Origin of the sequence: Pseudalkalibacillus decolorationis, assembly GCF_024609785.1 — a bacterium.
Lineage (GTDB): Bacteria > Bacillota > Bacilli > Bacillales > Fictibacillaceae > Pseudalkalibacillus > Pseudalkalibacillus decolorationis.
In genome coordinates, this window is sequence record NZ_JANHJQ010000013.1 from 1 (window position 1) to 22,484 (window position 22,484).

At 40.8% G+C, this 22,484-nt stretch carries 22 protein-coding genes and 1 riboswitch; of the genes, 15 read left to right on the top strand and 7 right to left on the bottom strand.

Annotated features, from left to right (window positions below):
* The 8 genes from NON16_RS13535 to NON16_RS13565 all read left to right on the top strand — a co-directional run.
* A partial coding sequence (locus tag NON16_RS13535; RefSeq protein WP_257349757.1) for a reverse transcriptase domain-containing protein occupies positions 1 to 335 on the top strand: 335 nt, incomplete at its 5' end.
* Positions 275 to 553, top strand: coding sequence for a group II intron maturase-specific domain-containing protein (locus NON16_RS25665; RefSeq protein WP_372508809.1), 279 nt, complete (start codon positions 275 to 277; stop codon positions 551 to 553). The genes NON16_RS13535 and NON16_RS25665, both read left to right, overlap by 61 nt.
* 305 nt (positions 554 to 858) lie before the next feature.
* A complete protein-coding gene (locus NON16_RS13540) occupies positions 859 to 1,554 on the top strand; it encodes a response regulator transcription factor (RefSeq protein ID WP_257349758.1) in 696 nt (231 codons plus the stop codon).
* A gap of 1 nt (position 1,555) precedes the next feature.
* Positions 1,556 to 2,905 (top strand): HAMP domain-containing sensor histidine kinase, encoded by a 1,350-nt coding sequence (locus tag NON16_RS13545; protein WP_257349760.1) that lies wholly within the window; start codon positions 1,556 to 1,558, stop codon positions 2,903 to 2,905.
* 41 nt (positions 2,906 to 2,946) lie between these two features.
* The gene (locus tag NON16_RS13550) at positions 2,947 to 3,633 is read left to right on the top strand and encodes a PepSY domain-containing protein (RefSeq protein WP_257349761.1); all 687 of its coding nucleotides are present in this window, start codon (positions 2,947 to 2,949) and stop codon (positions 3,631 to 3,633) included.
* 125 nt (positions 3,634 to 3,758) lie between these two features.
* Positions 3,759 to 4,295: a PepSY domain-containing protein gene (locus tag NON16_RS13555; RefSeq protein ID WP_257349763.1), complete on the top strand. Its 537-nt coding sequence runs from the start codon at positions 3,759 to 3,761 to the stop codon at positions 4,293 to 4,295.
* A gap of 269 nt (positions 4,296 to 4,564) precedes the next feature.
* Positions 4,565 to 5,983, top strand: coding sequence for an alkaline phosphatase (locus NON16_RS13560; protein WP_372508810.1), 1,419 nt, complete (start codon positions 4,565 to 4,567; stop codon positions 5,981 to 5,983).
* A gap of 85 nt (positions 5,984 to 6,068) precedes the next feature.
* Positions 6,069 to 6,773: a DUF4352 domain-containing protein gene (locus NON16_RS13565; protein ID WP_257349767.1), complete on the top strand. Its 705-nt coding sequence runs from the start codon at positions 6,069 to 6,071 to the stop codon at positions 6,771 to 6,773.
* An 87-nt stretch (positions 6,774 to 6,860) separates the two neighbouring features.
* Here NON16_RS13565 and NON16_RS13570 read toward each other — a convergent pair whose 3' ends face one another.
* The 4 genes from NON16_RS13570 to NON16_RS13585 form a co-directional block, all read right to left on the bottom strand.
* Complete coding sequence (locus NON16_RS13570) at positions 6,861 to 7,682, bottom strand: MetQ/NlpA family ABC transporter substrate-binding protein (protein WP_257349769.1); 822 nt, start codon at positions 7,680 to 7,682, stop codon at positions 6,861 to 6,863.
* Between the two features lie 231 nt (positions 7,683 to 7,913).
* Positions 7,914 to 8,585 carry a methionine ABC transporter permease gene (locus NON16_RS13575; protein ID WP_257349982.1) on the bottom strand — a complete coding sequence of 224 codons (672 nt, stop codon included), beginning with the start codon at positions 8,583 to 8,585 and terminating at the stop codon, positions 7,914 to 7,916.
* Positions 8,575 to 9,588 (bottom strand): methionine ABC transporter ATP-binding protein, encoded by a 1,014-nt coding sequence (locus NON16_RS13580; protein WP_257349772.1) that lies wholly within the window; start codon positions 9,586 to 9,588, stop codon positions 8,575 to 8,577. The genes NON16_RS13575 and NON16_RS13580 overlap by 11 nt, the downstream gene beginning before the upstream one ends.
* A 106-nt stretch (positions 9,589 to 9,694) precedes the next feature.
* A riboswitch (SAM riboswitch) is annotated at positions 9,695 to 9,799 on the bottom strand.
* A 234-nt stretch (positions 9,800 to 10,033) separates the two neighbouring features.
* Positions 10,034 to 10,174: a hypothetical protein gene (locus NON16_RS13585; protein ID WP_257349774.1), complete on the bottom strand. Its 141-nt coding sequence runs from the start codon at positions 10,172 to 10,174 to the stop codon at positions 10,034 to 10,036.
* Positions 10,175 to 10,617: 443 nt separating this feature from the next.
* Here NON16_RS13585 and serC point away from each other — a divergent pair, with 443 nt between their 5' ends.
* Both serC and NON16_RS13595 read left to right on the top strand, forming a co-directional pair.
* Positions 10,618 to 11,733 carry a 3-phosphoserine/phosphohydroxythreonine transaminase gene (gene serC, locus NON16_RS13590; RefSeq protein ID WP_257349775.1) on the top strand — a complete coding sequence of 372 codons (1,116 nt, stop codon included), beginning with the start codon at positions 10,618 to 10,620 and terminating at the stop codon, positions 11,731 to 11,733.
* The gene (locus tag NON16_RS13595; protein WP_257349777.1) at positions 11,720 to 12,895 is read left to right on the top strand and encodes a phosphoglycerate dehydrogenase; all 1,176 of its coding nucleotides are present in this window, start codon (positions 11,720 to 11,722) and stop codon (positions 12,893 to 12,895) included. Before serC ends, NON16_RS13595 begins: the two co-directional genes overlap by 14 nt.
* Positions 12,896 to 13,106: 211 nt before the next feature.
* Here the strand turns inward: NON16_RS13595 and NON16_RS13600 are convergent, their stop codons facing one another.
* From NON16_RS13600 to NON16_RS13610, 3 genes are all read right to left on the bottom strand, one after another.
* Complete coding sequence (locus NON16_RS13600) at positions 13,107 to 13,493, bottom strand: sporulation protein (RefSeq protein ID WP_257349778.1); 387 nt, start codon at positions 13,491 to 13,493, stop codon at positions 13,107 to 13,109.
* Positions 13,494 to 13,512: 19 nt separating this feature from the next.
* Positions 13,513 to 13,641 carry an FbpB family small basic protein gene (locus tag NON16_RS13605; RefSeq protein ID WP_257349781.1) on the bottom strand — a complete coding sequence of 43 codons (129 nt, stop codon included), beginning with the start codon at positions 13,639 to 13,641 and terminating at the stop codon, positions 13,513 to 13,515.
* A 382-nt stretch (positions 13,642 to 14,023) separates the two neighbouring features.
* Complete coding sequence (locus tag NON16_RS13610) at positions 14,024 to 14,686, bottom strand: helix-turn-helix domain-containing protein (protein WP_257349782.1); 663 nt, start codon at positions 14,684 to 14,686, stop codon at positions 14,024 to 14,026.
* Between the two features lie 62 nt (positions 14,687 to 14,748).
* Between NON16_RS13610 and NON16_RS13615 the strand changes: the two genes are divergently transcribed.
* The 5 genes from NON16_RS13615 to NON16_RS13635 all read left to right on the top strand — a co-directional run bounded on the left by NON16_RS13615 (position 14,749) and on the right by NON16_RS13635 (position 22,319).
* Positions 14,749 to 16,323 carry a hypothetical protein gene (locus tag NON16_RS13615; RefSeq protein WP_257349784.1) on the top strand — a complete coding sequence of 525 codons (1,575 nt, stop codon included), beginning with the start codon at positions 14,749 to 14,751 and terminating at the stop codon, positions 16,321 to 16,323.
* 714 nt (positions 16,324 to 17,037) lie between these two features.
* Positions 17,038 to 18,216 (top strand): M20 family metallopeptidase, encoded by a 1,179-nt coding sequence (locus tag NON16_RS13620; RefSeq protein WP_257349786.1) that lies wholly within the window; start codon positions 17,038 to 17,040, stop codon positions 18,214 to 18,216.
* 152 nt (positions 18,217 to 18,368) lie between these two features.
* Complete coding sequence (locus NON16_RS13625; RefSeq protein ID WP_257349787.1) at positions 18,369 to 19,556, top strand: hypothetical protein; 1,188 nt, start codon at positions 18,369 to 18,371, stop codon at positions 19,554 to 19,556.
* A gap of 159 nt (positions 19,557 to 19,715) precedes the next feature.
* The gene (locus NON16_RS13630; protein WP_257349789.1) at positions 19,716 to 21,014 is read left to right on the top strand and encodes a helix-turn-helix domain-containing protein; all 1,299 of its coding nucleotides are present in this window, start codon (positions 19,716 to 19,718) and stop codon (positions 21,012 to 21,014) included.
* A 318-nt stretch (positions 21,015 to 21,332) separates the two neighbouring features.
* The gene (locus NON16_RS13635) at positions 21,333 to 22,319 is read left to right on the top strand and encodes a glutaminase (protein ID WP_257349984.1); all 987 of its coding nucleotides are present in this window, start codon (positions 21,333 to 21,335) and stop codon (positions 22,317 to 22,319) included.
* Positions 22,320 to 22,484: the final 165 nt, after the last annotated feature.

The following is a 22,484-nucleotide window of genomic DNA, read 5'->3' on the forward strand; positions in this document are numbered from 1 at the left end:
CCTCGTTTTTCGGAGGTCTCCAGGGAGGGGTCATTTCTCCGCTACTCGCCAACATCTACTTGGATGAATTTGATTGGGGGATGAAAGCGTCTGGATTCCCAGTCGTTCGCTATGCGGATGATGCCATTATATTTTGTAAGACTAAAACGCAGGCAGAAAAAGCGCACCAAGTAGCGAAAACCATCTTAGAAGACCGACTCCACCTAACGATGCATCCTGAAAAGACGAAAGTGGTTCACTTTAAGGAAGGATTCAGTTTCCTTGGGTTCAACGAATCAACAAGTACAAGGAAAAGGTTCGCAAACTTACTAGAAGACAACAGGGAAAAAGCCTAGAGGAAGTCATAGTCAGACTTAATAAGTCAATTCGGGGTTTTGCGAACTACTTCAAGATAGGGGACGTCAAAACAGTCTTTGACCGATTAGATAAATGGATTCGCATGCGGTTACGTGCGTTTATACGAAGAAGAAGGTCAACACTATCCAACCAGCTTATTCCGAACAAAAGGTTGGAACAAGCCGGTCTGGTTTCCTTGGTTGAACTACTCACCTAGTGTTCTTAATCCGGTAGTGAAATTCAAGCAATCCGGTGACGGATGAAGAGAACTCACTCCCGGAAATGGGGAACTGACACAGTGAAAGCCGGATGCGGGAAAACCGCACGTCCGGTTTGACGAGGGGTCCGAGGGTGAAAGCCCTCGTCCTACTCTACTTTATGCTTGAATTTCATCCAGTTCTTTATGTTTTCTCACCATTTTTTAATGTAAGGAAAGTATAATGAATTTATAGTTTCAGTTGAACTAATTAATTTGTATAACTTTATAAATAAGGTCGAAGAAAAAAATTAGGTGGGGAAACGATGGACAATCAGAAAATTTTAATCGTGGAAGATGAAGAGAAGATTGCCCGTGTCATAAAGTTGGAGCTGGAATTCGAGGGCTATGAGGTGGATACAGCTGAAACAGGATTAATTGGACTTGAAAAGTTCCGGAATGAAAAGTGGGATTTGGTCTTACTAGATGTAATGCTACCCGAATTGAATGGGCTAGAGGTGTTAAGACGAATTCGCACTAATGACCAAAATACACCGATCATTTTATTAACTGCGAGAGATTCGGTTCCGGATAAAGTAGCGGGGCTTGATCATGGTGCCAACGATTATATTACAAAACCTTTTCAAATTGAAGAATTGCTAGCCAGGGTAAGAGCTAGTTTACGTCTAAATAAAGGGTCTAACCAATCTGAGGAAGTCGGACAGGAATTACGGATTGGGAATCTAACAGTAAATGAAAAAACGAGAGATGTTATACGAGGAAAAGAAAAGATCGAGTTAACACCTAGAGAATTCGATTTGCTCGTGTATCTGCTTCAGAACAAACAGCAAGTATTGAACAGGGATCAGTTATTATCGGCTGTTTGGGGATTTGATTACTATGGGGATACGAATGTGGTTGATGTTTATATCCGTTATTTGCGGAAAAAAATCGATAATAACGGAGACTCGACTTTGATCCATACGATCAGAGGAGTCGGGTATGTTATGAAGGAGCAATAAGATGAACCTCCGTAATAAAATTCATCTGTTTTCAACGATCTTTCTGTTCATTATTTTACTGTTGATAAACGGATCAATCTATTACTTGTTCTACAAAGTGACGACAGAAGGCGAATTGGATCGGGTAACAAACCAAACGGAAACAATTGCTGCTGCACTGAATAGAGCAGGAAATGAAATCCAACCAAATAAGTTGCTTCCTGCATTTATTCCTAATAACGGGATGATTCGGATTGTTTATGAAGATTCGAAAGCAATTTTGACGCAAACCAAATTAAATGATCTTCGGAATAGTCCAGCCAACTATCAGTCTACCCAAACTGCTGAAGTCCGAGAATACAATGGGTCATCCTATGCAGTTGCAACCATTCCTATCATTTGGACGAATGGTGAGATCGTTTCACTGGAAGTCACAGAAAGTATGGCTGGTGTGCAGGCTAATTTAGAGGTTCTGCGAATGATTTTGCTGTTGGCAACTTTGCTTGCGATCATACCTGCATTTCTTTCTGCCAGAGTGTTAAGTAGGCTAATTTTAAGACCAATTGAAGCATTGATCAGCACGATGGAAGAAATCCAAAGAAAAAAAACATTCAAGCATATTGAATTGGATCACACATCGAACGATGAGCTATATAAAATGGGAACAACTTTCAATAGCATGGTCGATATTTTGCAAACGAACTCGGAAAAACAACAAAGCTTCGTCTCAAATGCCTCTCACGAATTAAGGACACCACTTACGATTATTGAGAGTTACGCGAGCTTACTGAAGAGGTGGGGTACGAAAAAGCCAGAGGTGTTTGACGAATCAGTTGAGGCGATTCATTCCGAATCGATCCGGATGAGGAATTTAACCGAACAGTTACTTCTCCTTGCTCGTAGTGAAAATGAATGGGATATTGATTGGAAAACGTTGGATCTCATTTCTCTCTGTAAAGAAGCTGGGAAAACATTTCAACAAGCCTATCAACGAGAAGTAAATGTTATTAATGAGCAATCCAACGTTTTGGTCACGGGCGATGAACAAAAACTTAAACAAGTACTATTCATTCTTTTAGATAATGCCAAGAAATTTAGTGAACGTGAGATTGATATTATTGTTTCTTATGAACATGAGCAACCGTCACTCACGATAAAAGATTACGGGATCGGAATTCCTAAAGAGGATGTCGAGATGGTTTTCGAGCGTTTCTTCAGGGTTGATAAAGCAAGAAGTAGGAAGACGGGAGGAACGGGCCTCGGCCTTTCCATCGCAAAAGAAATCATTGCCGCGCATGAAGGGACAATTGCACTGGAAAGTGAAGAAGGATCAGGAACGAGTGTCACGATTCGATTGAAGGAAGGTAAGTAATTTCACAAAAAAGCGAATTCGTAAGAAAGGAGGGCTTATTCATGAAACGCAATAGTTTGATCATATTTGGAGTAGCTTTATTTGTAGTAGGCATTATTATTGGGGCACAAGAAATTCTAGCAAGTAAAAATGATCAACCATTATCGAAAAAAGACCTGAAAGAATTTATTACGAGTAAATATTCTGGCCAAATCAAAGAAATCACAGCTAAAAATGAAGAGAAATATGAAGTTCTCCTTGATCGTGAGAGTGGATCATACAAAATCGTAGTGAATGCAGAGAAACGCAGCATTGAAAGTTTAAAAGCGATTAAGATTAATAAAAAATGGATAGATGAAGAAAAAGCGAAGGAAATTGCTCTAAAAGAAGTAAAAGGAGAGGTGGATAATGTAAAGCTTGCAAATAAGGAAAATCCACCTGCTTATAAAATAAGCGTCAAAACGGATTCTGGGGTAACAATTGTATCTATTCATGCAGAATCTGGAGAAATCGTTGACAAATCAGAACAGCCACAGCCTAAGGAACCAAAGAAAACGTTGATATCAGAAGAAGAGGCTAAACAAAAAGCATTGGTTAAGGTCAACAAAGGGGAGGTCGATGATATTGAGATCATCACTATCAACGGAATACCGGTTTATGAGATTGAGCTTGAAATCAATGACGATTTAGAGGCTACTGTACTCGTCGATGGATTTACAGGCGAGACGACGATAACCTATGAAGACTAACGATTTTATTGCATTAGTTGCTTTTCAGTATGAAATTCTCATCGTATTCTAATGTTCTTTTCCTTTTGTTCTAATCTGTGGGGGATAAGATGTAAGTGTCAAACAAATACGAGGAGGAATCGAACATGAAAAAGAAAATCGTAACCCTTACATTAGTTGGGGCCATTGTATTAGGTGGAGTTGGAATGGGCGTTCAAGCAATGGATGGTAGTTCAAAAGGGAAAAAAATGATTTCAGTTTCTGAGGCAGAGAAAATCGCATTGAAGGAAGTCGATGGTAAAGTGGATGAAGTTGAGTTAGAACCGGACAAAGCCAAAGCCTATTATGAAGTCGATATCGATGCGAAGGATGAAGATAAGAATGTTCATGTCGATGCCTATTCAGGTGAGGTGCTAGCGGTCCAAACAGACGATGAGGATGATGACGATCGTGATGAAGCAAATCCAATAAACAAAGACAACCTGATTTCTAAAGAAGAGGCCAAGAAGATTGCCTTGAAAGAAGCAGCGGGGAAAGTAACGGAAATTGAACTGGATGAGGATGATAATGAATACCGTTATGAAATTGAAATAAGAATGTCCGATGGCGGAGAAGCAGATGTAGATGTTTCCGCAGTTGATGGAAAGGTACTTGAAGTGGATATCGATCGTGATGATGATTAAATAAAGAGAGAAGAGGCGGACCCAAAGATGTCGGGTCCGCCTCTCTTTTTTTTTGCACGTTAAAAGTATAAAAATACTTTTCCATTGATTTTAATATAAAACTTTTGTACTAAAAAACTATCACTAGCATTCTATATAGCTAGTTCTCAACTACTGTTTTTCCTAATTTCACCCAAAAAGTACAATGTTTGTGATTTACTAGTATTATCTACGTGGTGTATATATTATACATCATCGTTTAAAAACATTTACTAAGGAGGATACTTGTGATTAGCAAAAAAATCAGAAAAAAGCTTCTACCATTTGCTGTTATCGCTTCATTGGTCATTAGTGGTACAGTCGCTAGTACACCAAAAGTTGAAGCGAAGCCGGATAAGAAACACAATGCCGAAATCAAAAATATTATCTTTATGGTCGGAGATGGGATGGGACCTTCTTACACCACGATGTACCGCTACATAAAAGACGATCAATCTACTAAAATGATGGAACCTACTGCATTCGATCCCTATCTAGTAGGTACACAAGCTACTTATTCATGGGACCCTTATTTTGATGGTGGAGAAGATGATGTCAAAGAAAACATCCCGGATTCTGCAGCTACGGCGACCGCTATGGCAGCTGGTATTAAAACGTATAATGGCGCGATTTCTGTAGACCTGGAACAAGAAGATGTAAAAACAGTTCTTGAAGTAGCAAAAAAGCAAGATAAGTCGACTGGACTCGTTGCCACTTCACAAATCAATCATGCCACTCCAGCGGCTTTCGGGGCACATGATGAATCAAGAAGTAACTATAATGATATTGCGGATGATTATTACGATGGATTAATTGAAGGTGAGCATAAAGTAGATGTCCTTCTTGGGGGCGGGACCGATTACTTTATTCGGGAAGATCGCAACCTAGCAAAAGAATTCCAAGAAGATGGGTATAGCTATGTAACGACTAAAGAGGAAATGCTCAATGCTGATAAGGATCAACTTCTAGGTCTGTTCGCACCAAAAGGAATGGATAAAGCGATCGACCGAGATGAAAAGACTCCTTCTTTAAGTGAAATGACGAATACAGCACTTGAAAAACTGAGTAAAGACAAAGATGGATTCTTCCTCATGGTGGAAGGAAGCCAAATCGATTGGGCTGGCCATGATAATGATGTTGTAGGAGCTATGAGTGAGATGGAAGACTTTGAAAAGGCGTTCCTGCAAGCGATCGAATTTGCGAAAAAGGACAAACACACGCTTGTCATTGCAACTGCCGACCATTCCACAGGCGGGATTTCTATCGGACGAGGATCTGATTATGTGTTCAACCCTGATGTGATCAAAGCCGCAGAACGGACTCCTGATTACATGGCTGCTGAAATTGCAGAAGGAGCAGATGTTGAGGAGGTCTTAAACGAATACTCCGGACTGGATTTGAAACAAGAGGAAGTGGCCGCTGTGAAAAAGGCTGCACACCCAGATGCTGATGGGAACATTAATATTACAGAAGTAGACAATGCGATTGAACACATTTACAATGTCCGCTCAGGAACAGGCTGGACAACCAGTGCCCATACAGGTGTCGATGTGAATGTCTACGCGTATGGTCCACAAAGTGACGAATTCAGTGGTTTGAATGAAAACAGTGAAACTGGGCAGAAACTATTTGAAGTACTAAAAGCAGTACAACCTCATAAAAAGCACTAAGATTACACAGTTGCCCCGTTGTCTAACCGGCAACGGGGCAACTGTGTCTTTAGTAAATGATTGGACAACCAGGGGGAAGAATAACATGAAGCGTTTTTGGTTACTTTTTATAGCTACAATGATCTTGTTGACTGGTTGTATGAATGATGAACAAAAGACGGACTCATCTAATGAACAACCCGAAGAAAAAGCAAAAGTAGAAGAGAAAGATGAGGCGGAACGAGTTAGGAAGAAACAAGATACATTCATCGAAAGCCCACAAGCCCCAGATGACCGGAAACTAACCGAGGTTGGAAAAACATATCGCGATCAAGATGGTGTTATAAAACTATTAGCGATCTATTCCGAAGATAAACAGATTTCAGTCGGACCGATGGAGGTCACAGTGAAAGAGGCGAAGCTATTGAATTACTCCCCCTCTCATGATTTGGTTGATTACTTTCATGGCTACACGCATCAAGAAACAAATTTCAATTATGTGAAGCTAAGAGTTGTCGTGGAAAACACTTCAGATGAAAGCCTGAATTTCGCACCCGTCTCCCATTTGATAACAAATACAGGAGAACAGAAAAGCTTTGAAGATGACTTTTATTTGGAGAAACTGAATGGGGCTTATGAGCCGGGCGAGAAAAGATTCGGACAACTCGGATTCATATTAGAAAACATAAAAGCAGAGAACCTATCTTTCATCGAAATAAAAACAAGTGATGTATTCAAAAACAAGGAATCCATTCACAAAGGTGAAAAATATACCATCAAGATGAAAAAAACCGCTATGAATTCACAATAGTTGAATTAGTGATATGAAAAAAAGCTATCGTCAGACACTAGGTCTTTCGATAAGCTTTTTCCTCACTCATGCATTAATTTTTATGTCTTACTTACTCTCCATCCATTTTGGTTTTCCGAAGCCTTTAAATTCTTCATCAATAATCTTTTCAAATTCATCTGATTTGACGACAGCTTTGAGGTCTTTTGCAAGTTGAGTATCCTTATTTTCTGTTGTGACAGCGACGACATTGCGGTATTGATCATCCATATTTTCAAGTGCTAGTGCGCTGAGTAAATCCATTTTTGCAGCCAATGCGTAGTTACCAGGGACTGCAGCCAAATCTGCACTTTCGACAGAACGTGGTAACTGACCGGCTTCAATCGGTTGGAATTTCAGGTTTTTCTTATTTTCAGTGATGTCTTTTTCAGAAATGGTAATCGGATTTGCATTTTCATCCACTGTAATAAAGCCTTCATCTTCAAGTATATTAAAAGCACGAGCAGCATTCGTCGGGTCATTCGGAATAGCGATTGTTGCTCCATCTTTTACATCGGACAAGGACTTATATGTGTTTGAATAAATCCCCATCGGCGCTGTCGGTACAGCAATCAAACCTGTTAATTTCATATCATTTTGTTTCGAAAACGTTTCAAGGTAAATCGTATGTTGAAAAAGATTTGCTTGAATATCCCCTTTGCTCAACGCCTTATTCGGTTGCACATAGTCACTAAATGTAACAACCTCCACCTTGTATCCTTTATCTTCAAGTCCCGGCTTAATGGCTTTATTAACCATATCGGTATAAGGGCCTGCTGTAGCACCTATTTTGATATCTTTTGTATCTGTCGTACTTGCTTCTTTGCCGCCACATGCAGCTAAAGCCGTAACAGCTACTAATACAATAAATCCTAACAACCATCTTTTCATGAATACTCTCCCTCTCTTTTTAACTGTATTTTTTACAAAAACGGCGATCACCTGCTGAGGCTTGGTGCAAGCCAAGTTGAAAGTATAAAAATTTGCTGCATAGATGTGATGTCTAGCTCCAGCGCCTAGGTACTCGAGGTCGCTTCGATTTCTGGTATCACGCTAGAAATCGCGTGCTTGACCAGAAATCTCCAGCGCTTGTCGTACCTGACCAAGGCGCTTCCGCTTTTCTTACCTTTTATCTACAACTTTGGTGATTAGATCACCAAAAATTTGAATCAATTGAACAATGACGATCAGAATTACGACTGTTGCAATCATAATTGTGTTGTCATAGCGATAATAACCAAAGCGGATGGCTAAATCTCCAATTCCACCGCCACCGACAACACCGGCCATCGCCGAGAATCCGACAAGACTGATGAGCGTCAATGTGATACCTGAGACAATCCCGGACCTAGCTTCAAGCAATAACACATCTTTAATGAGCATCCATGGGGTTGCGCCAGCTGCTATCGCTGCTTCAATCACACCTTTATCAATTTCTCGAAAAGCAGACTCGACGATACGGGCAAAAAACGGGATGGCCGCAACGGAAAGGGAAACACTCGCAGCAGCTGGTCCAATCGTTGTATGGACAAGAAATTCAGTTAACGGGATTAAAGCGACTAGTAAAATGATAAATGGGACCGACCTTACCATATTGACTACAAAACCCGCTGTATTTTTAACCCAACGATTTTCCAAAAACAAGCCTTTGTCAGTGACGTATAAAAGGATCCCGATAGGAAGGCCGATTACAATTGCTACCACCAGGGAGATCGCAATCATATACATCGTTTCAAAGAAGGCTTGATTGATATCCGGAATAAGTTCGATAAGATGATTGAAATCAAACCCCATCACGTAACACCTCCACCTGTGCAGATCGATTTTCTATGAATTGCAGAGCTTTATTCGTTTCTTCGCTTTCTCCCATCAGTTCCATAACGAAAATGCCAAGTGGTGCCTCTTGTATATATTCAATCGAACCGTGGAGGAAGTTGCCTTTTACCTCAAATTGCTTAAGCATATCGGAAACGATACCCTCACCAGCAACGTCCCCTTTAAACATCACCTTTACAATCGTTCCTTGACACTTGTTTAAAATGGCGTCTGGCAGTTCAAAGGAAACGACACTCTTGATAAACTCCTTCGTCAGTTCCGTTTGTGGGTCGGCAAACGTGTCATACACAGTCCCTTCTTCAATGACTTTACCTTCCTGCATGATCGCCATTCGGTTACAAATCTCTTTAACAACTTTCATTTCATGAGTAATCAAAACGATTGTAATATTGAGCTCTTTATTGATTCTTTTCAAAAGATCCAAAATTGACTTTGTCGTGGTCGGATCTAGGGCTGAAGTGGCTTCATCACATAAGAGCACCGTCGGGTTGTTGGTAAGGGCACGAGCAATGCCTACCCGTTGTTTCTGGCCACCACTTAGTTGTGCAGGATAAACATCGCGTTTGTCTGTTAGACCAACCATTTCGAGCAATTCCTCGACACGAGCTTTGATTAAGTTGGCGGGTGTTTTAGCTGCTTTTAAGGAAAAGGCAATGTTTTCATAAACCGTTTTTTGGCTGATTAAATAAAAATGTTGAAAAATCATCCCGATCCTTAACCGCGCTAACCGCAACTTTTCGCCCTTTAAAGAGGTGAGATCGATGCCGTCTACGGTAATAGTTCCAGATGTAGGTCGCTCCAACAGATTGATACATCGAAGTAGCGAACTTTTTCCGGCGCCAGAATAACCGACGATTCCGTAGATTTCTCCTTCATGAACCGTCAACGAAACATCATCGACACCTTTTACGGAACCACTTTTCGTTTTATAAATTTTTGATAAATTGTGAATTTTAATCATAGTATGCCCCCCTTTTTCATCCCGAAGTTAGAAACGATCACTCTTTTCTTTCTATGAAAAAATGCCTCTTTCACTTGAAAGAAGCATCGAAACATATCTATTTCTCAGCTTATCTCTCAGAATGAAAACATTCTGCAGGAATTGGCACCTTCCCGAATTGGGGGTTGCCGGACGTCATAGGGCCTAGTCCCTCAGTCTCTCTGGATAAGTTCGGTTATTTAATTAAATTACATACTACTAAGCTATGTTTATCCTGTCAATTACTTTATATAGCGGTGCTTTTATATGAAGCGCTTCCATTGTTGTGAAATCAACTTGAAAGCATAATATAAATTATTTTGATTAACTTGACCAACATAAGCCTTCAGAGCTTTCCACATAGAGTCCTATATAAGAACCTAAACGGCGGATAATCAGTAGGGGAGGATGCTCCCTAGTAGTTAATCTATGGTTTTATCAGTTTATCATCTGGCTGATCCGGAGCATTATCATAAAATTGCTGGAACAAATAGGTAAGGTAAGAGTTTAGTTCAAATCGATCTTGATCAACGAAATTAGCCAACGTTAATTTACTTTCCCTCGACACTATTAATCTACCTCCTTCATTTCTTCCTTAACTTAATGATTACCAAACTATTACTCTTTTATACGTACAAATTAAGCGGATCACTATAGTTAAGAAGATGAGCCCTTTATTACGAGTCCTCATTTTTCTAGCACGTTAAGAAAGTATAAAAATACTTTCTATAGTATAAGCGTAGCTAAGGCGATCGCCAGCGCCAAAGGCTTAGCTGAGCCAAGTTTTCTTTAATTTTAAAAATAAGACGAACGAAATACAAAAAACTTTAAAAAATGTTCGTCATTTTCAAAGGTTGATAAATCAATTATGTAAGCGGTATCAATAAAAAGAAGGGGGAAATGTTCGTTTTCTACCCCTTGATATGTCGTTCATTACAATTTATAATTCATGAATATTATCTAATTATTAAATATTCTGTTTTTAAATAAGAAGCGAATGAGGGTGTTTACGTGGAAAGAGTTTATAATTTTTCAGCAGGTCCTTCTATGCTACCGTTGCTAGTGTTAGAAAAGGCTCAAAAAGAGTTAGTCAATTACGCAGATACGGGAATGTCTGTTATGGAGTTAAGCCATCGTTCGGGATTATTTACAGAGATCATCACCAAAGCCGAGCAGCTGCTAAGAGAGCTAATGGATATTCCGAAAAATTACAAGGTGCTGTTTGTGCAAGGGGGAGCGTCGCAGCAGTTTGCTATGGTGCCGATGAACCTACTTACCAAAAGTCGAAAAGCGGACTACGTAAACACCGGCTCCTGGTCGAAGAAAGCGATCAAGGAAGCGAAAAAATATGGAGATATTCGCGTAATCGCTTCATCAGAGGATGCAAACTTCAGCTATATACCGGCTGTGGACAGCAGCATGATTGATCCAGAGGCGGATTATGTTCATATCACAACAAATAACACAATAGAAGGAACAGCCTTTTCCGAAATTCCGGACACAGGCGGAGTGCCGCTTGTAGCGGATATGTCTTCCAATATTTTATCGGAGGAAATCGATGTCTCGAAATTTGGTCTGATTTATGCCGGAGCACAAAAAAACATCGGGCCTGCAGGGTTGACCGTTGTTATTATTCGAGAAGACTTAATCGGGCAAGCACCGGAAAGCTTCCCGACAATGCTTGCATACAAGACACACAGCGACAGCGGTTCCTTGTATAATACTCCACCAACGTATGGAATCTATATGGCTAAGCTTGTCTTTGAATGGTTGAAGGAGCTTGGTGGCCTGAAGGAAATGGAGAGAATCAACCGCGAAAAAGCACAGATGTTGTACGATTTCCTTGAGGTATCCACCATATTTAAATCTCCTGTGCGAAAGGACAGCCGTTCAATTATGAATATTCCTTTTGTATCCCCGTCCTCTGAATTGGACGCTGCGTTTTTGAAAAAAGCAAAATCCGTGGGGCTCGAAACATTAAAAGGCCACCGTTCTGTCGGCGGCATGCGCGCAAGCCTCTATAATGCGATGCCAGTAGAAGGTGTCCAGTCATTGATTGCTTGTTTGAAAGAATTTGAAAATAAACTTAAGATAAAAGGGGAGACCGAAACAAATGTACGCAATTAAAACGTTAAATAATATTGCTGAACGTGGCTTAAGTGAATTCAACAACGAAAATTACGTAATCGATACAGACAGTGAGGACCTTGGAGCGATCGTTCTTCGGAGCTTCAATATGCATGACATGAAATTCGACAAAAATATTAAAGCAATCGCAAGGGCAGGCGCGGGTGTCAATAATATTCCAGTCAGCGATTGCACAAAACGTGGAATTGTTGTGTTCAATACACCAGGTGCCAATGCGAATGCGGTTAAAGAGCTTGTACTGACGACATTAATGGCTTCTTCTCGTAACTTGTTTGATGGAGTTGCCTGGACAAAGACGTTGGAAGGACAGGGAGAACAAATTCCAAAGCTTGTAGAAGCCGGAAAAAAGCAGTTTCTCGGTAAAGAAATTAAAGGGAAAACACTAGGAGTAATCGGTTTGGGGGCGATTGGTGCCTTAGTAGCAAATGATGCGCTCGACTTGGATATGGATGTGATGGGGTTCGACCCGTTCATCTCTGTGGATACAGCTTGGACCCTGTCCCGCAACGTACAGCGTGCCATGACGATTGAACAGCTCTTTGCCAACTGTGATTACATTACTATACACGTTCCGTTAACCGAACAGACAAGAGGTATGATCAACGAAGAAACCTTAAGCATCATGAAAAATGGCGTTCATATTTTGAATTTCTCTCGTGGTGAGCTTGTGAATGAAAAAGACATGTCTGTCGCACTTGAAGGCGGAAAAGTCGGTAAGTATATTACAGACTTTCCGAATGAAACGGTGTTGAAAATGAAAAATGTCGTTCCAATTCCTCATCTTGGAGCTTCGACGAAAGAATCAGAGGAAAACTGTGCGATCATGGCTGCCCGGCAGGTAAAGGATTTTCTTGAAACAGGAAACATCAAAAATTCAGTTAATTTCCCAAATGCCTCCCTTCCTTTTACAGGAAAACGCCGTGTGACTGCTTACCATGAAAACGTTCCAAACATGGTTGGCCAGATCACATCTGCACTATCAAACTACAACTTGAACATTGCCGATATGGTCAACAGAAGCCGAGACAATTACGCATACACGATGATCGACATTGACAATAAAGTAAACGGCGATGTCATTCCTTACTTAGAAGAAGAAATCAACCAAATCGAAGGCATCGTTACTGTCCGCATTATTTAAACACAAACAAACTGTTAACGTGAAAAATAAAAGCCGCATTACTCCGTCGAAGTGATTCATGCGGCTTCCTTTTATGCAGTTTATGCTTCGGCATGGCTCTTGAATACCTATACATTGCTTACTTCAGGACGATGACGATTTGTACATAAGCATCATCATCCTTGATTACACCATGTGCACCTGTTTGTTTTATTTTTCCCGAAATATAGTACTAGATGATTTGAATAATATCCTGGTCTCTGCTTTCCACCCCTTCGCTAAAAGTGATCTTTGTTTTAAAACGGTACGATATTTCTTTTGTCGTAATTGGGACTGTAGACGATAGTTTATACGTCAGTGATTTTTTATATAATTCTCCTGAGTGGATAAGTTTTGATGTTAATAGGGTTACTGTATCAATTACTTTTTCAATACCTGTAGCTTGATCAATCATGACCAAATCACTGTCAATTCGTTTAATTTGTTGTTCGATGGTACCGCCTTTGATTAAGAAATATCCGACAATATGTTCACCAGGCCTATACGTTTCCTTAGGCAGAATAAGATCTATTTGTGCCGATCCAATTCCTAAAAGGGACATGCATTTCCTCAGTATCAATGAACAACCTCCTAAATCATTATTTTGTTAGATTTGTATATTTTGCGTCAATACGTTTTTCGATTCTTTCAATCTGTGCCTTATCTTTAAGGAGCTCTTCTTTGTTTTCTTTGATTAACTCAGAAAAGGATACTTTTACTTTTTTCATTGTGCCATCAAAACCTTTCTTTAATTTTTTTTGATATAACGTATAACATCAAGTAAATGCTGATTGTTTTCCATTTCTTCACTAAAAAAACCTTTACCAATTTTCGGTAAAGGTTTTTTATACAAATAAAGACCTCTACCAATCAGTAAAGGTCTTGCTAACAACATTATGTTGCCAACAAAGCCGAGAGTGTACAACTCCGTAATGACGACTTTGTTATAAAAGCTACTCCCCTTTAGGAGAACTATTTACTATTTGAGTCAATAATAAATTATCTTTATGGACTTGTCAATTAAGGGGTATTCATTTTTTCATGAGTAAAGAAAGTATAAAAGTTTGCGGCATGGATGTAATGTCCAGCTTCAGCGCCCAACCACTTGGATCACTTCAGGCCTCCTGCGGCGGCAACAGCCTCCTCGTCGGTCTTCCAGTGACCTTCGTGGCTAAGCAGGGCGCTTGCGCTTTTCTTAATATTAAGCATTATTCTATATATCTTCTTTGGTCTCCCACGTAACTTTTGCTGCTTTTTATATAAAACCTGTGCTGTACCCGCTTCTTCAAATTTATTTAAAATTCGATTGGAGCTTCGCGTCGAGATACCTAAATAAGCAGCTAAATCATCAGCAGAAAATTCATTCGTGTTCTTTTTTAACATTGCCGCCAGTATTTTTTGGATCTTGAGCGAGGCGACACCCGTTTGCTCACTCACCTTCTCGATTTCGGGATTCAAGCTGTTTGAGACGGTCAAACAATTGCCCTCACCTAAAGGACCGATAATTTGTTCACCTTCCGTAATTATAAATGAAGCTTGTTCCTCACGGCTGTCTGACAATTGGTTGGCAATCAATGCATTCGTCCGGGCTTCATCAATTGAATTGCCAATACCCCAACCTATGTTGATTGTAAACGGCAGTTCTTGTTTTAGAAATTCGTAAAGTGGGCAGCCGATGAAGTTTTGAGTGAGGATCGAAGAAAGCCCATTTGCTTTAGCAATGGGATGAATTCGATCACTCCAAAAAGAAATAGCGATCAAACTCCTTGTCATTTCTTCCTTCTTGTAGTATTCTTTTATAGAACGTATGTTCGTTTTATGAGGGAGGGGCAGAAATGGCGAAAGGGCAATCTCCGAGCTTTGTACTCACACTTGAACTGGAACGGAACCCACTGTTATTTTCCATCCTTGAAAAGGAACTGGAAGGTTGCCGTGTCATCTATAATACGGTACTCGGAATCTATCTCAAGCGAGAACACCAATACAAACGTGAAAAAGTGTATAAACGATGTATACGTCAATTAAAAGGAATCCATCAGAAGCTTCGTTTGGATGAGGATAATCCTACGCTAAAAGAAGAAAAGAAGAACCTCTACCTTCAGCTGAACCAGCTTCGCGAAAAGTACCAACTCACGGAATATGCCGCCCATCAATGGATCAAACCCATCCGTCAGCACTTTGGCAATCAAGTCAATGCCGCAGTGGCTCAAAAAATCGCCTCACGTGTATGGCTCGCTTTTCGTCAGAAACTATTCGGAAAAGCAACCAAGGTCAGGTTCATTCGAAAAGGAGAGATGGTGAGTCTAGAAGGGAAGACGAACACGACAGGCTGGCGGTATGTAGATCGTCACCTCGTCTACAAAGATCTATCAACGTCTTTACGAATCCAACCCAACGACGGGTATGCCTCCACCATTCTGTCTCAACTTGAAAATCAAACCTCCTTCTCCTACACCAAAACCAAAGAAGGCAAACCCACTGTATTTGTCGAACCGTATCGTGTGAAATATGTACGTGTAGTTAAAAAGGGAATCCGTGGAAACGTCCGTTATTTTGCCGATCTCGTCATTGGTGGGTATCCACCGATCAAAACCAAAACACTCGGAAAGGGGCCGGTCGGGTTGGATATTGGAACCTCAACCCTGGCCGTTTCCTCCCTCGCTAAAGTCGGTCTATGGAATTTAGCGGATCAGGTTCAACGCCTCTCTCGTGACATTCGTCTTCTTCAACGCAAGATGGACCGATCGAAAAGGGCGGTCAACCCAGAGAACTACCACGAGGATTGTACGATCAAGAAAGGGAAGAAAACCTGGATCTATTCCAAACGCTATCAACTCCTACGTACTCGGTTACAAGAATGTTATCGAAAGCAAAGGGTGGTCCGAAAACAGTCCCACAACCACTTGTCCAACCTCTTATTAAGCTTCGGTGATTGCTTCTACATCGAGACGATGAATTTTAAAGCACTCCAAAAACGGAAAAAAGACACGGAAGTTTCGGAGAAGACCGGGAAAATGAAACGGAAGAAGCGATTCGGAAAAAGTATCGGTCATCGAGCACCTGCTATGTTGGTTCAGCTAATAGAGCAAAAAGTCAAACGACTTGAGGGGACGTTTGTTCATGTCCAAACCCAATCCTTCAAAGCCAGTCAATACTGTCATCAGCGTCGATCGTATATGAAAAAGCCATTAGCTCAACGATGGCATCCTTTCGAGGATGGCTCCCGCGTTCAACGGGATTTGTATTCCGCTTTTCTGTTGATGAATGCCAATCAAACGGGCACACGACCGGTTCAAAAACGATGCCAGGAAACATACCCCCTCTTTAAACGGAACCATGATGAGACCGTAAATCATATTCTTACAGAAAATAAGATGATTTTGAATTCAGGAATTGTCCTCCATCCATAAAGAATTAAAGAATAAGCGGTGTGATCCCACCGAGCTCGTGAGAGCAGAAGAAGCAGTCGTGAATGGCAGCAGAGGTTGCTTGGACTGCGAATGTTCGGATAGAAGTAGGTTCAGTGTCTAAGTCCCTAAATGCCGAGCATCCTGTAAGGGATGAACTGTGGCTGCCGGTTTAGAAGAAGGCCTGTGTATTCGAACCCCACGGCTTTAGTCGTGGGAGGATTCAGAAGCTGGAAAAGTGATTGCTTCCACAGCCATTGAACTTCTAAACAACCCTGAAGTTCATTGAACAAGCGAAAGCAGAGCTTAACAACAAACGGGCAGGCAAAGACTATATTTGTCCAATTCCCGAAGATGTGAAGCCCTCATCCATAAGATAATAATGAACAAATTTACTTCATTATTCAAAAAACAAGAGAAAGCTGGCCATTATTGGGCAGCTTTTCCCTTTTCATCCTTCTAATTAATATTAAAAATTCAGTTTTATTAAATTTTCCAGTTGACGTATTGTATAAAATATTCTTATAATTATTTTAGGACAATAACCTAAATAAGACCTGAATGTAAAGTGTTAACATTTCAAGTTTACGAAGTAAATAAACGATGAAGTTTGAAAATCCCTTTCTCATTGTAAGCGTATTCATTTCATGCATTAACGTTATGTATAAACGCTTTATGTATTTGGTTATTTCATCCATTTTAAAAAGGAGGATTAATATGATCGAAACAAAGAACAGCGACACATTCATTGATGAAGTGAAAGACCAGGTGGTTGAGTGGAGACGATTTCTCCACCAAAACCCTGAATTATCTTTTGAGGAAGAAAAAACCTCTCAATTTGTATTTGACACCCTTCAATCCTTTGGTGGTCTTGAAGTATCGCAGCCGACAAAAACAAGTGTGATGGCAAGGTTAATCGGCAAACAACCGGGAAAAGTACTTGCGATGAGGGCCGATATGGATGCACTTCCGATCAACGAAGAAAATGATTTTGACTTTATTTCTCAAAATCGAGGGGTCATGCATGGCTGTGGCCATGACGGTCATACGGCAATGCTCCTTGGTGCAGCTAAGGTATTGTCGCAATTAAAAGAACAAATTCAAGGTGAGGTTCGTTTCATCTTTCAACATGCTGAAGAAGTACCACCTGGTGGAGCACGGGAAATGGTCGCTGCAGGTGTGATGGACGGGGTAGATGAAGTAATCGGTATTCACTTAATGTCCTTCCTTCCAATTGGAAAAATCGGTCTACTGTCCGGTCCAGCTACAGCAAACTCTGACACTTTCGACATTACGATTTTCGGAAAAGGCGGGCACTCTTCCCAACCCGAGGCGGCTGTTGATCCGATTGCGATCGGCTCCCAAGTCGTAAACAACTTGCAACACATTGTGGCGAGGAATTTCGATCCGCAGGAGAAACTGGTCGTCTCCGTCACTAAGTTTCATGGAGGAACCGCAAATAATGTCATACCGGATACCGTTAAGCTCGGTGGAACCGTCCGCAACTTCAGTCAGGAAGTCCGTGAAGAAGTCCCACGTTTAATGGAAAAAATTGTAAAAGGAGTGACAGAAGCGCATGGGGCTTCCTGCCAGCTTGATTATCAATTTGGATACAGTTCTATTGTTAACAATCATGAATTAACAAAGAAAGTAGAAGGAATGGTACAAGAGAAATTTGGAAATGATTATGTCGAGCATCTTCCGCCAGCAATGGGAAGTGAGGATTTTTCGGCTTTCTCACAAAAGGCCCCAGGCTGCTTCATTTTGGTTGGAGCTAGAAACGAAGAGAAAGGAATTGTGCACCCACACCATCACCCGCGTTTTACCGTTGATGAAGACGCGCTCGCGATTGGCGTAAAGATTTTTGTGAATGCACCTTTTGAATTATTAGGTTAAGAAAGGGATACAGTTCGAAAATGTAGACATTTGCAAGGCGGAACACGGATGAAGAATTAACTTTTATCGAAAACAGAGACGGTTAGAAAAGGATTGTATTGTTCACCAACGTCTTTTATTAAAAAAGTAGTTAACTAAAGGGGAGTGTTAAAATGTTTCAAGATCCTGTGGTAGCGACGATGATCATTATGGCATTAATCGCCCTAGGCGAAGTTGTTTCGATAGCTACTAGAGCAAGGGTACCGATGTTGCTCATCGCATTAATCGGATATCTTTTATTAATTTGGGCAGGCGTTATGCCGGAAAATCTAATTGCGGATTCAACGTTCGTTACTGTTGGTGCGGTATTAGGAACTGCCCCGATTGTGGTGCATATGGGTACGTTAATTCCGCTCAAACTCATTAAGAGTCAATGGAAAGCCATCGCCATTGCTCTAACGGGAATCATTTTTGGAGCCGGACTCGTCCTGCTTATTGTGACAACGGTTTTCGATTATAAAACAGCTGTTGCGGGAGCCGGCCCGTTAACTGGCGGGTTGATTGCGTTTCTTGTCACTTCAGAAGAATTGAAAAAATTAGGCTTAACCAGCTTGATCACGATTCCTGTTTTAGTTCTTGCGCTTCAGAGTTTGTTTGGTATGCCTCTTGCGGCAAACCTTCTCCGACGACATGCCTTGAAGCTCCGTCAATCGATGGACTCTGGAGAGTTTGTTGCCGCTTCTTTAGAGGATGCTGCACATGGACATTCGGATAAAGCCAAAGCGGAAACAAGAAGCTGGATTCCGAAAAAATATCAGAGCAACCTTATTCTGTTGTTCCTACTTTTTATCGGTGGGGCAATCGCTGTCGTTTTAGGTAAGCTTACGGGTGTTCCTTATAGCTTGTGGGCTTTAGTGATCGGGATATTAGGGAGATTTGTCGGTTTTTATCAAGACAGGGTCATGGAACGTGCCAATGCCTTTACTGTCGGAATGGCCGGATTAATCTTTTTAGTCATCGCCTTCATGAATGAAATCACGTTCAAAATGTTTATTGGGTATCTTCCTGAAGTTTTCCTTATTATCATTATCGGAATTATAGGAATTGTATTTGGTGGTTTTCTCGGCTCGAAGCTGTTCAAATGGGATCCTCTAAAGGGTATTCCTGTCGCCCTTACGGCTACTTTCGGTTTCCCCGGGGATTATTTAATTAGTGAAGAGGTCAGCCGAAGTGTCGGGAGGAATAAAGAGGAAGAAGAGACGATATTTAATGAAATATTGTCACCGATGTTGATCGGCGGATTTACAACAGTGACGACAGGTTCGGTTGTGATCGCGACGATTTTATTACAAACGCTATAAAATATATTTATTTACTATGGGGAGTGACTCTTATGTTTGAGTCACTCCCTTATGGTAGTTTCAGGAGACGATTTAGATTAAAAAACGGAATGACTGGACTTCCTTTGTTCCTGGTGTATAAAATAATAAGTGAAACTATCTAAGGAACAGGTGAACGTTATGTTTAAGATCGGAGTAGTCGGTCCAGAACGATCTGTTGAACGGATTTTGAGTATGGCTAAAGAATTTGAACAGGGGATGGAATTCATCCCTTTCCCCTATAAAGACCCAAAAGAGACAAAACGAATAATCTTAGAATGTAATGATCAAATTGATTCCTGGCTTCTTTCCGGCCCGATCCCGTATGAGATTGCCAAAGATACATTGGGCTCGGATGAAAACCTAGAGCATATTTGGCTTACCGAATCCAGCCTGTATAAATGTTTCCTGGATATGATCTATTCCAAAGGGAAGTTATTAGAACGGGTGAGTATTGATATACCTTCGTCAACGAATACAGTAGAAGAGGCTTTACAGCAGTTAGAAACAGCGCCGCGGGAACTTTACTTGAGGACGTTTGATGTCGATATTGACCCTAAGGAACTCTTTCAATTTCATTTCGATTTATGGGAAAATGGAAAGACGGAAGGAGTTTTCACTTGTTTTCCATCTGTCTTCGAGGATCTGAAAAAAGCTGAAGTTCCAACGTATTGGATATCGCCAAGCCGAATGGAAATTCTCCAATCGCTTCGAATATTTGACGAAAAGGTCAGGACGTCTTACTTTAAAGATACACAAATCGGTGTCGAAATTATCGAAATTGAACATTTTGATAAGTTTATAGAAAAAGCAAAGTCCTCATACCATTTGCAGTATTTAGAACTTAAGCTGAAAGAAACATTGCTTCAGCTCTGTGAAAAGTTAGACGGCTCTCTCTCGGAGAAAGGGAATGGACGGTATGTGATTTTCAGTTCTAGAGGAGTAATTGAACAAGAGATTCGGATGTTGCAAGAAACAGTCCGCTACTTGTCCGTTGAAGCAGAGACAACTGTTGCAGTAGGAATTGGATTTGGAAAGACGGTCCTTTTAGCAGAAACGAATGCTCGTCGAGCGATTCAACAATCGAAAGAGAAGGATCAACGCGGAATTGTGATCGTCCAGGAAGATGGTACGATTGTAGAGTCAGTAGGGCAGGAGAAGGAATTAACCTATGCCTACCGTACGGAAGATAAAGAGGTTATGGAAAAGATCAAAAAAGGCAATGTTGGCATAAAGACGTATAATAAAATCGATGCTTTAACCCGTAGAATGGGCTGGAGTGATTTTACGACAAAGGATTTGGCGACACATTTGAATATGACGGAACGCCATACACGCCGTATTTTAACTGAATTGTGCGCGGCTGATTTAGCGGAGCGTATTGGAGAGGAAGCCCATTCTTCCCGGGGAAGACCAAGTACAATTTATCGATTGAAATAAGCATCCATCATTTGGGTGCTTTTTTTATTGCACGTTAAGAAAGTATAAAAATACTTTCTATAGTATAAGGGCAACTAAGGCTCAGCCTGCGCCAAAGGCTCGGCATTGCCAAGTTTTCTTTAAAATTTTTAAAAAAAGGAATTGTAAAAAGCGGTTTTATCCCATAAAATGATAATGAAGACATTGTCCCTAAAAGGACCTAAATATAATAAAAAGATATCATCGTAAGGAAAGATTTTACGTTTTCTACAGGAAACGAATGACGTCCTTTAGTTATTATACATTGTAGGAAGGGGGATGCATATGGTACAAGGATTAATGAGTTTAAGTAAGGGAACAGCATCGAAGAAACAGACGTTTCAGGAATCTTTAAAGGAATGGGTAGAGCATTTTCGGACTTATGCCAAGGATGGCCAATGCGCCAACTATATTCCTGCTTTAGGAAAAACGGACCCGTCGCAATTAGGTATTTTTATGATAGGTCCTGATGGAACGACTATTAAATCAGGAGATTGGAATGTTTCTTTTACCTTGCAAAGTATATCAAAAGTCATTAGTTTTTTAGCCGTCTCTTCAGCATGTGGGATTCCTCAAGTATTGGAACGGGTAGATGTGGAACCGACAGGCGATGCCTTTAATTCCATTATTCGGTTGGAAATGCATAAGCCGGGAAGACCATTTAATCCGTTAATTAATGCCGGGGCGATTACCGTTGCTTCCATCCTTCCAGGGGAATCACCGCAGGATAAATTTGAATACCTTAGCACCTTCATAGAAAAAGTGGTGGGGAGACGCCTTGCAATCAATCAGGAAGTGTACGAATCCGAATGGGGAACCGCACATCGAAATCGAGCTTTAGCTCATTATTTAAAAGAGACAGGTTTTCTAGAATGTGAAGTAGAGGAAGTCTTAGAGGTTTACTTCAAGCAATGTTCTTTAAAAGTCAATACGGAGGATATTGCCTTAATCGGATTAATGCTTGCCAATAATGGTTACCATCCGATCCGCAAAGAACAAATCATTTCTAAAGAGGTTTCGAAGTTGACTAAAGCCCTAATGTTAACTTGTGGAATGTACAATTCATCTGGTAAATTCGCAGCTTTTGTTGGCGTCCCTGCCAAGAGTGGGGTATCTGGAGGGATTATGGCATCTGTTCCTCTCCGTGCTAAATCCCTTGATATCCCTTTTCCTGATGGTTGCGGAATTGGTATATATGGACCTGCTATCGACGAGTATGGAAATAGCGCAGCAGGAGTTAAGTTGTTAAAGCATATAGCGAGAGAATGGGATTTAAATATTTTCTAAAAGGTCCACAGAAAGTCCACCTTTTGGTCCAATTCCGGAACTTCCCAAATGCTCGTTCCTTGGGGAGGCATACATTCAATTATACCGACTGGTTTCATCGTATCGTTTTACTCAATCGATGTAAGCCAGTCGGTTTGCTCTTTTTTATATCCGATTTTTTGGGGA